Origin of the sequence: Streptomyces spongiicola (genome assembly GCF_003122365.1) — a bacterium.
GTDB classification, from domain to species: domain Bacteria; phylum Actinomycetota; class Actinomycetes; order Streptomycetales; family Streptomycetaceae; genus Streptomyces; species Streptomyces spongiicola.
In genome coordinates this window covers 3,399,748-3,413,512 of sequence record NZ_CP029254.1, presented here as the reverse complement: position 1 = coordinate 3,413,512, position 13,765 = coordinate 3,399,748, and the positions used below count along the sequence as shown (strand labels likewise).

Annotated in this window: 14 protein-coding genes and 3 pseudogenes; 9 read left to right on the top strand and 8 right to left on the bottom strand. The window is 69.9% G+C overall.

The window, feature by feature from the left end; all coding sequences use genetic code 11:
• Positions 1-48 precede the first annotated feature (48 nt).
• Together DDQ41_RS14990 and DDQ41_RS14985 are read left to right on the top strand one after the other, a co-directional pair.
• Positions 49-1,068, top strand: a complete 1,020-nt coding sequence (locus DDQ41_RS14990) for a PfkB family carbohydrate kinase (protein ID WP_109294945.1) — start codon at positions 49-51, stop codon at positions 1,066-1,068.
• The gene (locus tag DDQ41_RS14985) at positions 1,061-3,499 is read left to right on the top strand and encodes a tetratricopeptide repeat protein (protein WP_147317751.1); all 2,439 of its coding nucleotides are present in this window, start codon (positions 1,061-1,063) and stop codon (positions 3,497-3,499) included. The genes DDQ41_RS14990 and DDQ41_RS14985 overlap by 8 nt, the downstream gene beginning before the upstream one ends.
• Before the next feature lie 19 nt (positions 3,500-3,518).
• Here DDQ41_RS14985 and DDQ41_RS14980 read toward each other — a convergent pair whose 3' ends face one another.
• Positions 3,519-3,917 carry a hypothetical protein gene (locus tag DDQ41_RS14980; protein ID WP_109294943.1) on the bottom strand — a complete coding sequence of 133 codons (399 nt, stop codon included), beginning with the start codon at positions 3,915-3,917 and terminating at the stop codon, positions 3,519-3,521.
• Between the two features lie 171 nt (positions 3,918-4,088).
• Between DDQ41_RS14980 and DDQ41_RS32485 the strand changes: the two are divergent.
• Both DDQ41_RS32485 and DDQ41_RS32030 read left to right on the top strand, forming a co-directional pair.
• A pseudogene (locus tag DDQ41_RS32485) lies at positions 4,089-4,361 on the top strand (IS4 family transposase); the annotation flags it as partial.
• Between the two features lie 295 nt (positions 4,362-4,656).
• Positions 4,657-4,791, top strand: a pseudogene (locus DDQ41_RS32030) (IS21-like element helper ATPase IstB); the annotation flags it as partial.
• Positions 4,792-4,796: 5 nt separating this feature from the next.
• On the opposite strand, the gene DDQ41_RS14965 reads toward DDQ41_RS32030, so the two are convergent.
• The 4 genes and pseudogenes from DDQ41_RS14965 to DDQ41_RS14955 all read right to left on the bottom strand — a co-directional run bounded on the left by DDQ41_RS14965 (position 4,797) and on the right by DDQ41_RS14955 (position 6,791).
• A complete protein-coding gene (locus tag DDQ41_RS14965) occupies positions 4,797-5,525 on the bottom strand; it encodes a methyltransferase domain-containing protein (RefSeq protein WP_262508466.1) in 729 nt (242 codons plus the stop codon).
• Positions 5,526-5,717: 192 nt separating this feature from the next.
• Positions 5,718-5,882, bottom strand: coding sequence for a hypothetical protein (locus tag DDQ41_RS32480; RefSeq protein WP_174720285.1), 165 nt, complete (start codon positions 5,880-5,882; stop codon positions 5,718-5,720).
• 46 nt (positions 5,883-5,928) lie between these two features.
• Positions 5,929-6,255, bottom strand: a pseudogene (locus DDQ41_RS32475) (transposase family protein); the annotation flags it as partial.
• Positions 6,256-6,347: 92 nt separating this feature from the next.
• Positions 6,348-6,791 (bottom strand): ATP-binding protein, encoded by a 444-nt coding sequence (locus DDQ41_RS14955; protein ID WP_109294941.1) that lies wholly within the window; start codon positions 6,789-6,791, stop codon positions 6,348-6,350.
• 326 nt (positions 6,792-7,117) lie between these two features.
• Here DDQ41_RS14955 and DDQ41_RS14950 point away from each other — a divergent pair, with 326 nt between their 5' ends.
• Positions 7,118-7,741 (top strand): nucleotidyltransferase domain-containing protein, encoded by a 624-nt coding sequence (locus DDQ41_RS14950; protein ID WP_109294940.1) that lies wholly within the window; start codon positions 7,118-7,120, stop codon positions 7,739-7,741.
• On the opposite strand, the gene DDQ41_RS14945 is transcribed toward DDQ41_RS14950, so the two are convergent.
• From DDQ41_RS14945 to DDQ41_RS14935, 3 genes are read right to left on the bottom strand one after another with little or no spacing between them, the layout of a single operon-like run.
• Complete coding sequence (locus DDQ41_RS14945) at positions 7,728-8,186, bottom strand: PPC domain-containing DNA-binding protein (protein ID WP_009311896.1); 459 nt, start codon at positions 8,184-8,186, stop codon at positions 7,728-7,730. The two genes, DDQ41_RS14950 and DDQ41_RS14945, sit on opposite strands and share 14 nt — an antisense overlap.
• A 27-nt stretch (positions 8,187-8,213) precedes the next feature.
• Positions 8,214-9,215 carry an asparaginase gene (locus DDQ41_RS14940; protein ID WP_109294939.1) on the bottom strand — a complete coding sequence of 334 codons (1,002 nt, stop codon included), beginning with the start codon at positions 9,213-9,215 and terminating at the stop codon, positions 8,214-8,216.
• A gap of 59 nt (positions 9,216-9,274) precedes the next feature.
• The gene (locus DDQ41_RS14935) at positions 9,275-10,687 is read right to left on the bottom strand and encodes a helix-turn-helix domain-containing protein (RefSeq protein ID WP_162602685.1); all 1,413 of its coding nucleotides are present in this window, start codon (positions 10,685-10,687) and stop codon (positions 9,275-9,277) included.
• 308 nt (positions 10,688-10,995) lie between these two features.
• Here DDQ41_RS14935 and DDQ41_RS32020 point away from each other — a divergent pair, with 308 nt between their 5' ends.
• The 4 genes from DDQ41_RS32020 to DDQ41_RS14915 are packed head-to-tail and all read left to right on the top strand — an operon-like array spanning position 10,996 to position 13,763.
• Positions 10,996-11,757, top strand: a complete 762-nt coding sequence (locus DDQ41_RS32020; RefSeq protein ID WP_217364437.1) for a hypothetical protein — start codon at positions 10,996-10,998, stop codon at positions 11,755-11,757.
• Positions 11,754-12,440, top strand: a complete 687-nt coding sequence (locus DDQ41_RS14925) for a dTMP kinase (RefSeq protein WP_109294937.1) — start codon at positions 11,754-11,756, stop codon at positions 12,438-12,440. The genes DDQ41_RS32020 and DDQ41_RS14925 overlap by 4 nt, the downstream gene beginning before the upstream one ends.
• Entirely contained in the window at positions 12,433-13,302 is an 870-nt protein-coding gene (locus tag DDQ41_RS14920) for an isocitrate lyase/phosphoenolpyruvate mutase family protein (RefSeq protein ID WP_217364436.1), read from the top strand. Before DDQ41_RS14925 ends, DDQ41_RS14920 begins: the two co-directional genes overlap by 8 nt.
• Positions 13,293-13,763 carry an NUDIX domain-containing protein gene (locus tag DDQ41_RS14915; RefSeq protein WP_109294936.1) on the top strand — a complete coding sequence of 157 codons (471 nt, stop codon included), beginning with the start codon at positions 13,293-13,295 and terminating at the stop codon, positions 13,761-13,763. Before DDQ41_RS14920 ends, DDQ41_RS14915 begins: the two co-directional genes overlap by 10 nt.
• Positions 13,764-13,765 lie beyond the last annotated feature (2 nt).

Sequence of the window (13,765 nt, the reverse complement as noted above, 5' to 3'; positions counted from 1 at the left end):
GGTGACGCCGGCCGCTCGAAGGCGGTCTGCCACCGAGGAGAGGACCGGATGGGACAACGCATGGGCGAGTGGCAGACCGACGCGGACAGACCGGACATCGTGGTGACGGGCAACTCGGTCATGGATCTCCTCTACCGTGTGCGGTCCCTGCCGAAGTGGTCCGGGGCCGTGCCGGCCTCCGACGTGGCCGTGCTGCCGGGCGGCAAGGGGTTCAACCAGGCGCTGGCCGCCGCCCGGTTGGACGCCCGAGTCCACCTCCTCAGCGCCGCGGGTCAGGACCCCTGGGGCACGCAGTTGAAGGAGTCGCTGATCGCGCAGGGAGTGGACGTCTCCCATCTGCTACTGAGAGAAGGTGCTGTCACATCGCCTGTCGCGGTCCTGGTGGGCCCGGGTGGTGAGACGTCCTTCATCGGGTGGAAGCAGCCCCCGCTCCTGCGACTGCGCGACGCCGACATCGAAGCGGCCCGGCCCGTCGTGAATGGCGCGGACATGCTGATGGCCACGCTGGAGATCCACCCTGCCGCCTTGCTGCGGCTCTTCCGGATCGCGGCGGAGTCCGGAGTCCCCGTGATGCTCAACCCCGGGCCCGCGCCCGACCCTGCCGACCTGCCGGAGATCTGCGAACTCCTCCCCTATGTGGACGTCCTGGTGCCCAACCGCGAAGAGGCGTCGCTCCTGGCACACGGCGTCGGCCCCGGCGAGCCCGGCAGCGCCGAGGAACTCGCCGAGGCCCTGCACGGGAACGGAATCCGCGTCGTCTGCGTCACCGACGCCGACAGGGGATGCGCCGTCGCATCGCGCGAAGGGACGTTCCGGTCGCCCGGATTTCCCTCCCGCGTGCGCGACACGAACGGGGCGAGCGACGCCTTCTGCTCCGCTCTGGCAGTGAGCATGGTCGCGGGAGCGGGCCTTCGGGCCGCCGCGTCCTACGCGAACGCGGCCGGAGCCCTCACCGTACGCACCGTCGGATCCTCGTCCGCCCTCCCGGACCACCGTTCGATACGGCAACTCATCTCGGCGTCGGAGAGCGCATCGGTGGAGACGGGCCGGGGTGACCTCGATGAGTGAACGTCCCACCGAGATCACGGCACGGGACCTCCAGGGTGCCCAGATCGGTGACGGCGGCCACCAGACGAACACCTGGCACAACACCTGGATCACCACGGTCCCGGCCGTACAGTGGCCCATGCAGGTGGGGCGGCCCCCCACGCGACCGGCAGCCTTCCAGCAGCGGCGCGCCATGGCCGCGAGGATCTCGCGGATACTGGATGACGGCTGCGCCACCGTGCTGACGCAGGTGGTGGCGACCGGCGGCGGTGGTGTGGGCAAGACACAGCTGGCTGCGGACACCTTCCTCAGGGCCCGTGACGAAGGTCTGCAACTGCTGCTCTGGGTGAACGCCATGTCCAGGGAATCAATCGTCAGTACGTTCGCACAGGCGCGCATCGAGACCAACCCCGGCGCGCTGCACGCCCAGTCGGCCGACGTCCTCTGCGACCGCTTCCTGGACTGGCTGAGCACCACCCGGACGACCTGGCTGATCGTTCTGGACGACGTCAGCGATCCCGGGGATCTGGCCGGGCTGTGGCCAGAAGGCCCGGCGGGACGGGTCCTGGTCACCACACGGCGCCGGGACTGTGCGCCGGCCGGCGCTCGGCAGGTCACGGTGGACGTGTTCACCCCTGAGGAGGCGCACGACTATCTCGTGCACCGACTCGGTACTCCCGGGGCGCAGGAGACCCATCCGCAGGTGCTGGACGAGGCAGCCGCGCTCGCGGAGGACCTGGGACGACTACCGGTCGCCCTCGCGCAGGCGGCAGGTGTCGTCCGCAACCAGGGCATCACGTGCGCCCAGTACCGGCGTTCCTTCGCCCGGCGGTCACAGCGGCTCGAGCACCTCTTCCCCACGGACGCGAGCGCGGACGGCTACACGCACACGGTGGCCACCACGTGGTCCCTGGCCGTCGACCGCGCGGACCAACTCCCGCCCGTGGGACTGGCCCGCCCGGCTCTGTACGTGGCTGCCGTCCTCGACCCGAACGGCGCGCCGGACTCGATCTGGTCGGCCGGACCCGTACGCCGGTTCCTGGCCGCGGCAACGGCCCCCGCGCGGTCGGACGTCACATCGGCGGAGGCCAGGGCGGCACTGCGCAACCTGCACCGGCTGAGCCTGTTGACCCACGACCCAGCCGGGGGCTCGGTGGCGATCCGCACCCATGCCCTCGTGCAGCGTGCCGTTCTCGATCCACTGCCGCCCGAGATCCACGACGACGCGGTACGAGCCGCGGCGGACGCCCTGACCGCCGACTGGCCGGCGATCGAGGACGACCCGGAGCACTCACGCGTACTCCGGCACAACGTCGCCGCTCTCGCAGCCCACGAAGGCCCGGCGCTGTGGCATGCGCGACTGCATCAAGTGCTGTTCAAGTCAGCGGGCAGCATGGCCGAACTGGGGCTGATCGACGGCGCGGTCGCCAACTGGGAGAGCCTCACGGCCATGGCGACCCGGCGCCTCGGGCCCGACCATCCGGACACTCTGGCGGCCCGCTACGGCATGGCGTACTGGCTGGGGTCGGCAGGCCGCGTCGCCGAAGCGCTGCAGGCCATGAGCGCGCTGCTCGAGGACCGGGGCAGGCTTCTCGGGCAGGAGCACCCGGAGACCCTCAACAGTCGGCACAATCTCTGCGACTGGCGGGGAGCCGTAGGAGACGCCGCCGCGGCGGCCACGGCGCTTGAGGACCTGTTGCGGGACCGGCTGAGGCTGTTGGGGCCCGATCACCCGCACACCCTGATGACCCGGCACAGCCTGGCTCGCTGGCAGGGTGTGGCCGGTGACCCGGAGGGCGCCGTCCGGGAGTTCGAGCACCTGCTCGCCGACCGCACCCGGGTGCTCGGGCCCGACCACCCGGACACGCTCGCGTCACGTCACGCTCTGGCGTGCTTCCGCGGAGCCGCAGGCGACTGCCGCAACGCGGTGGCGGAGCTGGGCGCGCTCCTCGACGACAAGCGGCGGCTGCTCGGTACCGACCATCCCAGCACCCTGACGACGCGTCACGATCTGGCCTGCTGGCAGGGCGCCGGTGGAGACGTCCCCACGGCGGTCGCGGCCATGACCGCACTGCTGGAGGACAGGCGGCGGGTGCTGGGCGCGGACCACCCGCGCACCCTCACGACACGCCAGGATCTCGCCGACTGGACAGGTGAGAGCGGTGACGCGGAAGGCGCCGCGCAGGCGTTCCGGGCGCTGCTGGACGACCGGCTACGCGTACTGGGCGGCGGGCACCCGGACGTATCGCACACCCTGCGAGGTCTGGCCTTCTGGCTCACGGAGGCGGGCCATACGGAAGAGGCCGCCGTCGCCCTGCTGGAGTGGCGGCAGGCCACGGCACGGAACGGACGCACCGTTCCGACCGCCGGCGACCCGCCGGGACCGGACGGCTGGCGCGAAGGCAGGGCACACCGATGGCTGACGCGCTGGTCAAGCCGGGCGCTTCAGTGAGCCGCCCGGCCGGCGCTCGTCACTCCGCCCCGGCCGGGCGCGCTCCGAACGTGTTCTGCTGGTTTCCGAAGTCCCCGATCTGGACACCCTGTGAGTCGCCCACGTCGACCCGGTACTTCCCGCTCGCCGAACCCGCGGGATCGACGGACCGCAGGATCTCCGCCGCCGCACGGAGCGCCTGCTCATCGCAGTCGGCACCCGTCCCGGCGAGGTAGCTGCGGATCGCCGGCGCAAAGGCGTCGGGATCCTGCTCGTGGAGATCGAGAGCGGCTGGGGCCTGCGGGTGCCGGGAGAACAGCTGCCGTAGTCGCTCACGCAGCGCCGTGTGAGCACTGTTGACCGCGAGTGTGGCCGATTGGCCGACCGCGGCGGTCCCACCGGCCGCCAGGGCCGCGAGGATCAGGTCGGAGCCTTCCATAACGCCCCCGTTTCGACGCGCTCAGACTGGCCATCATGACGCAGACCAGGTCGCCACGACCACAGTCGCACGGTTCCGGCTGTACGCAACCACGCGGCAGAGGGGGTGAGCAGTACTGGGGACCTGTCCCGGAGTGGTGGACACCTCTGAGCCCGGCCCCGGCAGGGGCCGCTGGCCTGGGCCTACCACCAGCGCTGGGAACACGAAACGGCGCTGGCGGAGCTGAAGTCCCAGCTCCTGGGCCCGGCCGCCGTCCTGCGCTCGAAGAGCCCGGAGCTGGTCGAGCAGGAGATCTACGGGCTACTGCTCACCCACCACGCCATCCGGTCCTTCATGACGCGCGCCGCCGACCAGGCCGGACTCGACCCCGACCGGCTCTCCTTCCTCCGCGCCGTCCGCATCACCCGCCGCCAGGTCCCCGACCAGGCGGCCTTTCCCCCCTGACCACCAGGACACCGCCCGCCAGGCGGCCACCGCCGAACTCCTCCAGCGCCTCAATCCCCCACGTCGCCACCGCAGTTACCGCCGGGTTGTCAAACGGGCCCGCCACAACTCCTACCGGGTCAAACGCCCGCACGACACTGGAACCCGACACGACCGTCCACCCAAGGTCAAAATCGCCCGAGCCGCCTAACTGAACGGCATTGTCCCGTGAGTCGTCAGCGGCCTGCCGAACCTGGTGGATGGGCCGCTTTGCAGTGCTGGAGAATTTCGTAGCCGATGGAATCTCCTCTCCCGGTTCACCGACCCCCGCCTCTGCGCGGCCATCGTTGACCGGCTCACGTTCAACGGCACCATCATCGAGACCGGAACCGGCTCCTACCGCCTCGCCAGCACCCGAGCCCGAGCCGAGGAACCCTCCAAGGCCGGCTGACGGAATCAACGGGAGCAGATCACGCTGACGAGGGTGAACGACGCATAGAACGGTCCTTGGGAGAGACCGTCGAACCAGCGACGGCCACGGTCTCGGTCGATGTGGCCATCGCTAATGGCCTTCTGCATGTTTCGGCCGAGGCCCAGTGTGTGGTCCGCCTCATGGAAGTCTTGGAAGACCGGCGTCGTGCCGAGCACAGTGTCGACGTGGAAGCCTGCCTGTTCGGCGAGACGTGCGAGGCTCCGCCCGATGGTCGCGTTTCGGACTATTTCGGCAGTGATGAAGCGGGTGAAAGCGCGACTTGTCTCAAGATCCTCAGTGTCGACGATCAAGGTGTCCCAGTCCGGTTCGGCAAGCCCGACTCGGGCACCTGGCCGAGTCGTGCGATGAAGTTGCGCAAGAGCGTCCGCGGGTTCGGCAACATGCATGAGGACCCGGTCGGCCTTGGCTCGGTCTACCGTTCCCGGCACGAGAGGAAGAGCGTGCACGTCCCCTTCACGCACCTCCACTTGGTCCAGGTCGCCGGTTCGCTCCCTGGCCTGGATGAGCATGGCCGGGTCACGGTCGACACCGATCACCATGCCACTGTCACCGACGCGTTCCGCCAGGGCCGGAAGATCGGTGCCCGGGCCGCACCCCACATCCAGAGCGGTCTGGCCCGCCTGGATGTCCAGCAAGTCAAGCAACTGCTGTTTGTAGGCGCGGCCAGCGTCGCTGGCCGCGGTTCGCAACATATAGGAAGCCTGGTCAGGTCGGGACACACCAAGAGTCGATGACATGAGGGCCAGTCAAACACTCCGGATCTCCACCTGATGTCATTTCTCGTGAACATCCACGAGCACCAAGATCGCCAGTTGGGGCCCGAACCGGCAAACAAGAGCTGCCCTTTGAAGTGAACGAAGCCACTGAGGTTCTCTCAACGGTGATCACTTCCAGATTCCGTCGAGGGCGAGGGCGAGGGCGGCGCGGGCGATGTCTCCGATCCGGTTGGGGCTGAGTGTGACGTGCTGCAGGGCCCGCCATCGCTGCTTGAGCTCGGCGGCGGTCCGCTCGCCCGGGGCCCGCACGTGCCGCAGCAGGGTGTTGAACATACATGCGGGTGTCGACGTGAAGTACCCGTTCTGATTTGCCCTTTGGGCGGCGGGCCGGGATGAGGATGCCGATCCTCGCTCCGATGTAGCACTTGTCCGCAAGGGTCGGCAGGCCGTCGGCCGCCGCCTTGTGCAGGGCGGGCAGGGCGTGGATGCGGGCGGCCGTGATGTCGGGCGTGGAGCCGGGTTCGACGTCGGAGACCCACAGTGGGGTGCCGTCTGGGGCGGCCAGAAACCGGATGTTGCCGCCGAACGCCTCGTGCTTCTGGCTGAACCACCAGTCGTTGCCGTTGTCCCGGACGCCGGCGAGGCGGTCCGATTCGATCAGCGTGCCGTCGAGGGTCAGTGGGGCCAGTGCTGATAGCTGCCCCACGGATGCGATCGAGGCCGCACGCGCTAACGCAGATGAACAGCACCCCGGAGTCCCAGGCCCGGCCGCCTCGGGGGTGACCTAGCAGCCGAAGCCTAGGCCAGCGCCACCCAGGCAGCCTTGGTTCCGCAGTCCGTGACCTGGAAGACCCACTGTCCTCGGGTCAGTTCGTGCACGATGTGCAGGCCCCTTCCGCGCTCAGTGAGTAGCCCGCTCACTACCTCTGCCGCGGTGGCTTCCAGCGAGGGCACGGCAGCCAGGTAGAGGTCCGTAGGAAGCAGCGGATTGCCATCGTGGATCTCGCAGATGTATCTCCCGGCAACAGAGCGAAGGTGTACCTCGTATGGGCCGCACGCGTGCTCGTGCGCGTTCGCCACGAGCTCCGGGATGGCCAAGACCCCGTCGCTGACGACGTCCCCGGACAGGCCCAAGTCCTTGAGGACATGTCGCAGAACCGCGCGGGCTTCGCCGGTCGGGTTGAGGGTGCGGTCGGTCCAGCGGTACACGAGGCCGACAGCATCGGATGGCGTGCTGGTCATCGGGCGACAGACCTCCTGTGGGTGACAGCGATGGTCTTCTCCCGGAGCTGCGACGTGGTCGCGGAAGTGCGGCCAGTACGCCGCTGAGAGGCGTACGGCAGCACGAATCACCCTGGCTTCGCGCGGCCCCGGGAGGATCGTGGCTCAGGTACCAGCCACGAGGCCGGTCGCGAGTCACGCGCTCAACGATGGATGCCGGTGTCCCTGATGCTCATGGGCGTTTATGAGCGTAGGGGGCGCGAGCGGGCGACAGGGCGCTCCAGCGAGACCGCCGACCCGCCGTCGGCCTTCGCCTGCGCCTCTCTGATCACTGGGAGTATGGGCGGGTGAGTGCTGACGTGTTGGGACGCTGGGTGCCGGATCGTCCTGAGGATGTGGCCGCGGACTTCGCCAAGACGGACTTCTCGTGGTGGATCGCCGGTGGCTACGCGATCGAACTCGCGGTCGGCCGCGAGCTGCGCGCACACGGCGACCTCGACGTCCTCGTCCTCCGACGCGACCAAGCCCTCGTACGTGAACTGCTGGCCGACTGGGACCTGTACGTGGCGGACCCGCCCGGCCAGGGGGAATTGCGACCGTGGCGTCCTGGAGAGGTCCTACGGGCGCCGCTCCACGACATCTGGTGCCGCCGCACGCCCAAGGCGCCCTGGTCGGTGCAGCTCATGCTGGACGAGGCCGAGGGCACCCAGTGGGTCTCGCGGCGAGACCCGGCGATCCGCCTCCCGATCGACCAACTCGGGCGAACGAGCAAGACGGGCATCCCGTATCTCGCGCCCGAGGTGCAGCTCTTCTACAAGGCGAAGGCGACCCGGGACAAGGACGAGGCCGACTTCGAAGCGGTACTGCCACTGCTGGACGCTCCGGCACGCGCCTGGCTGGCGGACGCGATCAAGGTAATCGCGCCCGGCCACCCCTGGCTCCGCCGACTCCTGCCGGTCAGCCGAACGTGAGCAGCGGAACGTCGTAGAGGTCGGGATTCCGGGGCCGGGTCATGGTGGGCGACGTGACCTCCACGATCAGCAGCTCGCTGAGGAACTGGACCTTGGCGCTCAGGAGGTGGCTCGTCCTGCCGTCGGCCGACTGGGCTTTCAGGCCGGCGGAGACGTGGATGTGCGGGAGTATCCCGCCGGTGGCTGGGTCGTGGGCGAGGGTGCCGGCGCCGAACGCCTCGACGTTGGTGACGTACGTCTTCGCCCAGACCGGTGCGTCCGGGTCCGCGAGCTTCTCGCAGGCGCCCACGATCTCGGCCTCCGCGAAGGCTCCGATGAACGAGGGGATGTAGCCCTGCCGTACGCCGTTATCCCGGCAGAAGGTGGACAGCGCCTCGAAGAAGTCCTCCCCGTGGTCGAAGGTGACGCCGAAGGTACGGCCGACGGTCAGCTCGTGAGCACGCATGCGCGGGTGTCTCCTGATGAGATGGGATCAGCGGGTGGAGGCGGTGGTGAAGGTCTCGCGGACCGTCGCCCCGTCAGCGCCCTGGGCAAGCAGGGCGTGCAGCAGGAGCCGCGCCTGGTACGGGCCGAGGTCTCCGGCGCTGATGAGTCCTCGTCCGAGTAGGTCCTTCTCGGAGCCGGGGAAGCCGTACGTGTCGGACAGGACAGGTCCGTTGCCGATGCGGGAGGCGAGGACCACGGGGATGCGGGACGCGAGCTTGGTAAGCCCTTCGACGAGGCGCTCCGGGACGTGGCCGACACCGAAGGCCGCGACCACGAGTCCGTCGCAGTTGCCGTCCCACACGTCGAGCAGGGCGCCGTCGTCGCCGAGGGTGACGGTGTAGAGCCCGACGCGCGCCTCACGGTCGGGGGCGCCGACCAGCGGTCCGCGGCGCGGCAGTCCGCCCACCATCCGGACCCGGTTCTCCGCGATCCGCGCGATCGGGCCGCACGCCGGTGAGGCGAAGGCACCGGGGCTGGTGGTGTGGGACTTGCGGACGGCCCGTGCCGAGTGGACCTCGTCGCCGAGTACGACGAGGCAGTCGGCGCCGCTGAGGCCGGGGTCAGCTGCGGCCAGGACTGCGGCGTAGAGATTGGCCGGACCGTCAGCGCCGGGCAGGGTGGGGTTGCGCATCGCGCCGGTGACGACGACCGGCTGCTCGTGGCCGTGGTAGAGGTCGAGGAGGAAGGCGGTCTCCTCGATGGTGTCGGTGCCCTGGGTGATGACGACGCCGTCGACGTCTCCGGTCTCCAGCTCCGCCGCGATCGCGGCCGACAGTGCGGTGAGATCCTCGAAGGTCAGGGAGGCGCCGGGCAGACGTCGGAAGTCCCGCACCTTGAGGCCGATGCCACTCGTGGCCAGGGCGGGTACCGCGGCGAGGAGTTCGTGGGCCGAGAGCGCAGGTACGACGCCTCCGGTGGTGGGATCGGTGGTCATGGCGATCGTGCCGCCGAGGGAGAAGACCGCCACGTTCCTGACCGACTCCGTCATATCCCCTGCTCCCCTGTCCGGACGCCGCCGAGCACGGCCTCGCGAGTGGTTCAGGCAGGCTATCGGGTCGGCGCCGTCCGGGTACGCGGAATGATCACCAGTTGCTCGGCCACGAACCGGCAGGCGGCCTCCAGCCCTTCGAGGCCGAGCAACCGGCTGCGCGGCCGGGCGAGCCGCTCCGTGCCGACGGCCGACAACTGTGCGCACCGGCGACCGAGCCAGGAGGCGTCGAGGCCGAGGTACTCAGCCGTTGCCGCAAGGCGCTGTCCGGCTTGCTCAGCCGCCGTGGCCGAGTGCTGGCTGACGTGACTCGTCACATCGGCGAACGTCCGCAGGGCTCCCGGCCGCGCGGTGACCGCGAGGTGGGACGCCCCCTCGGCCCTTACCCATGTGGCGATGACGGCGCGTCGCCCGTGGGAGAGCGCGAAGCCGTCGGTGTGGGCGAAGCCTCCGTCGTCCGTCACCCAGGTGCGGATACCGGAGGACTCCATGAGCGCGATGGCGAGAAAGAGCAGAACGCGCTCGTACGCCGGCGAGGAGGCGACCGCAGCCTCGGGGACGCAGAACCCCCGACCGCTGGTACCGCCCGGGCGCTTGGGCGCCATTCGTTCCAGGTACTGGTACTTGTGCCGGAAGAACAGCCAGGTGGCGGCCTCCTCACCGTGCTGTTCCCTGGTCCAAAAGACGGGTGCGTCGCCCAGGTGGTCACGGTGGCCCAGGATGTACCGGGCTGCGGTCTCCGAGCCGATCAGCATTCGGGAGACTTCGGTGAGGCCGAGATCGGAGGCGAGCGGCAAGCCCGGGGAAGCGGTGAACGAAGCGAGCGAGGTGTGCAGGGTCTGGTCGTCGCCGAGCAGTGCTGCCTCGAATCCCGACATGGCCCACAGGATGCCGTAGGTCAGGTCGTCCAGTTCGTACGCGGCGGGGATGTAGACCGGGTCGGAGGCGGTGGCGCGTACGCCGCTTGGTCGGGCGTCGGTGACGAACTGCCGGACCGCCCCGTCCACCGTGCGGTTCGCGACGATGAGCGCGCGCATCGGCATGGTGCGCCAGGCATCCAGCTCCGGGCGGGAGTCGAGTCTCAGGCTGTCCCCGAGGAAGGAGGCCGCGGGAAGGGTCAGCACGGGAAGCGCCGTCGTCGAGACGGACCGGCCGGCGGGTAACAGAAGCTGGCCCGGCCCTTCGGGCAGTGCCGCGTACCCACGAGCTCCGACATCCGCCGCCCCCGGTCGGCCCTTGGAGTCCGGGATGTGCGGATCGGCCGTGGGCAGGAGTCCGAGCAGCTCCTCCGGAACTCCCAGCGCATCGGTCCACTGGACGAACTGCCGTCGGTCACGGATCTGCTTGAGTCCGCGTTCCAGTCTGCTGACCTCGGCCTGGTCGATGTTGACCATCCGCGCCACACCGGCCTGGGAGAGGCCCGTGTGCTGTCTGAACAGCTTGACGACGGTGCCGAGTTCCCATGCGGCCACGGCTCGCCGGACCGTCGGATCACGCCAGAAGGCCGGGTCGGCCCGGCGGGCGGCCGGACCGTCCTGGCACGAGGCGCATCGTGTACCGGCGTTGAAGCGGCTGAGAAGGGCACCGCAGCGCGTACACCGCCGTTGTCCGCTGTCGACCATGGTCGGCATTCTGCCTCGCTCTGCGACCACCCGGACACAGTCCGCTCGTGAGGCTCATAAACGCTCATAAGCGTGGGCCTTCATGGCGGCCATCGTGGTGGAGCACCACCGACCGGAGCCGCGTGCCGCGACTCCCCGGACACGTGAGGATCCGACCTGTGACCTCCTTGACCCTGCCGCCCAGGCCCCCCGATTCGCCGCCGCTGATCCATGCCTGGCAGACGCTGGCGGACGGGCTGCTGACCCAGCGGCTCCATCTCCATCTCGATGAATGGCGGGCTGCCGTCGCCGAAGAGAAGGCACTGCCGGACGTGCCGAGCGCCGATGTCTCGGTGCTGGCCCAGCGCCCGTCTCCGCTGCCGGCAGGCGACGAGTCCGCGATGGCGCTGCTCGAGGACGCCGGGCTCGGCTTCTGGTGGGAGCTGCCCCAGCGACACGGAGCGGAGTCGCGGAACCGGCGCGGGGCACTTCACCGCGCCGCCGACACCGCTGCCCAGAACCTCCTCGCGGAGCAGTCCGGGGCGGCCTGGTGCGGCGCCGTGACCGCCGTCAGCGCCGCCGCCGCATGGTGGGTGGGCTTCTTCGCGGTCATCCGCCACCGCGGGGTGCACCACATCACGTTGGAGCCGCACCCGGGCACGCTGCATGAGCAGGCCCTGGGCACCGCGGTGGGCACCGTGGCCTACGGAATGGCTACGCGAGTGATCGAGGCGGCGCTGCGCGGCTCCGTCGACGACCCCACCCTCCGCGCCGCGTACTGCCGGGCTATCGAGGCCGGTATCTGCGCCGAGCCCGAGCTGCCCCGCCTTATCGACGAGTTGGCAGAGCTGCGGCTGGTGGACCTGGTGTCCACCACGGCCCGCTGGCGGGGTCGCTTCACCAAGTACGCCGGCGGCACGGGGGCGGGGCAGGTCGAATGAACCACCGCTATCCGTTCATCGTCATCGAGGGGCTCGACGGCACCGGCAAGACGACGCTGCGCAAGGGTCTGTTCCGGCTCTGGGAGGGGCTCTACGGCGTCACCCCGCTGTGCGTGCTCACCACCAACTTCCTCGCCCCCGACCAGGCCGCTGCCATCGTCACCGGTAAGTACCAGCCGAACGCCGGTATCCGCGACGCCTACCTATCCGCGATCGTGGCGGACAAGCGGGCCACGCTGGATCGCCTCGTGCTCCCCCAGCGAGCGGCCCGGCCGGTGATCGCGGATCGCTGGCTCCTCAGCGAGCTGGCCTTCTTCGCCGTGAAGCACGGCATGAGGGCATCGGAGACGTACGGGGCGCTGGCCGCGCAGCTCACCGTAGCCCCGGACATCACGCTCGTCCTGGACCTGGAGACCGACGCCTCGATGAGCCGGGCGCAGGCCCGACAGGGTGACGCCGTGCGGGCCGACTGGGACGTGCGCGACGTCCAGAGCCGGGTTCGCGAAACCTACGAGGCCGTGGTCTCGAAGCCCGACGAGTTCCCGCTCCTGGGCGACGTGGTCCGCCTGGACGCCCGCCGGCCACGGTCCGAGATGCTGCTCGCCGCCTGGGACGTACTGCGCGAACGGCAGCTGGTGCCGTCGCTCGCCGCCCCCGCGGAAGGAGGAAAGATCCATGGCTGACGACCCGAAGGGGACGCGTCTGCGCGAGACCCTCGACGACAGCGAGCGGAAGCACCCGCTTCTGGCGATCGGTGCGGTGAACGCACTCGCCGCGCACGTCGCGGCGGAAGCGGGCTTCGACGCCCTGTGGGTGAGCGGTCTGGAGGTGTCCGCGGCCTCCGGGCTGCCGGACGCCAACGTCCTGGGCCCCCGGGACCTGTCCGACGTGGTCGCCTCGCTCGGCCGTGTCACCGAGCTGCCCGTCATCGTGGACATCGACAACGCGGGCGGCTCGGGGCGCACGGCGGAGCGGTTCGCGTACGACCTGATGCGCGCCGGAGCCGCAGCAGTGTGTGTCGAGGACAGCGCGTACCCCAAATGCAACAGCTTCGCGGCCCACCGTGCCCAGAGCCTCGCTGACCGGGATCTGCTGTGCGAGCAGGTGGGGCGCATACGGAAGCTCGCCGGTGATGACCTCGTGGTCGTGGCCCGCACCGAGGCCCTGATTGCCGGCGAGGGCATGGCTACGGCGATCGCCCGCGCCGAGGCGTACGCCGAGGCCGGAGCGGATGCGATCCTCATCCACTCAAAGGACGCGGCCGGTGATCAGGCGCGGGCAATCGGACGTGCGTGGAACCACGGCGTGCCGCTGGTCAGCGTGCCCACGGCGTTCCCCGACGTGAGCGCCGCCGAGCTCGGCGAGGCCGGCTTCAGCCTCTGCATCTACGCGAACCAGCTGAGCCGTGCCGCGCTCGCGGGTATGCGCACCGCCGCTCGTCAGTTCCGGCGCGGAGGGAGTTTCCGCTCCACCGTCGCGGGGTCCCTCGCGGAGGTCGGCGACCTGATGCGCGTCGGCGAACCGGAGGCGCTGTCGTGCCTCTGACGCCTGAGCTGCCTCGGATCAGTGTCTCTGTGAAGGCGGCGATCGTGCGCGACGGCGCCGTCCTGCTGCTGTCGTACGACGACGAGACCGGGTTCCACTACAACCTCCCCGGCGGCAAGGCCCAGGTCGGCGAGGACCTGCGCCAAGCCGTGAACCGCAAGGTCGCACAGGAGACCGGCCTCCAGGTCGTGGCCCGGCATCTGCTGTGCGTCGTCGAGTACGTGCCCGAGTCGTGGCAGGGCGAGTTCGGGGACGTGCAGAAGGTTCAGTTCAACTTCCTCGCCGAGCAGGTGGACGACGCCGAGCCGCGCATGCCGGAACCGCCAGACCCCATCCAGGTGGGCTTCGAGTGGATTCCGCTGGAACGTCTGGGCGACGTGTACCTGCTGCCCCGGATCAACCGCCCGCTGTCGGCAGCGTTGAACGGGGAGCTCGCCGACCCCTTCGTGGACAGGTGGTGACC

What these genes read in the sequence shown, in the direction of transcription:
- DDQ41_RS14940 (WP_109294939.1), bottom strand. Translation starts at nt 9,215, where the DNA reads ATGACGGAGTCGGTCAGGAACGTGGCGGTCTTCTCCCTCGGCGGCACG.
- DDQ41_RS14945 (WP_009311896.1), bottom strand. Translation starts at nt 8,186, where the DNA reads ATGCGTGCTCACGAGCTGACCGTCGGCCGTACCTTCGGCGTCACCTTC.
- DDQ41_RS14985 (WP_147317751.1), top strand. Translation starts at nt 1,061, where the DNA reads ATGAGTGAACGTCCCACCGAGATCACGGCACGGGACCTCCAGGGTGCC.
- DDQ41_RS14965 (WP_262508466.1), bottom strand. Translation starts at nt 5,525, where the DNA reads ATGTTGCGAACCGCGGCCAGCGACGCTGGCCGCGCCTACAAACAGCAG.
- DDQ41_RS14980 (WP_109294943.1), bottom strand. Translation starts at nt 3,917, where the DNA reads ATGGAAGGCTCCGACCTGATCCTCGCGGCCCTGGCGGCCGGTGGGACC.
- DDQ41_RS14925 (WP_109294937.1), top strand. Translation starts at nt 11,754, where the DNA reads ATGAACCACCGCTATCCGTTCATCGTCATCGAGGGGCTCGACGGCACC.
- DDQ41_RS32480 (WP_174720285.1), bottom strand. Translation starts at nt 5,882, where the DNA reads ATGTTCAACACCCTGCTGCGGCACGTGCGGGCCCCGGGCGAGCGGACC.
- DDQ41_RS14955 (WP_109294941.1), bottom strand. Translation starts at nt 6,791, where the DNA reads ATGACCAGCACGCCATCCGATGCTGTCGGCCTCGTGTACCGCTGGACC.
- DDQ41_RS14920 (WP_217364436.1), top strand. Translation starts at nt 12,433, where the DNA reads ATGGCTGACGACCCGAAGGGGACGCGTCTGCGCGAGACCCTCGACGAC.
- DDQ41_RS14990 (WP_109294945.1), top strand. Translation starts at nt 49, where the DNA reads ATGGGACAACGCATGGGCGAGTGGCAGACCGACGCGGACAGACCGGAC.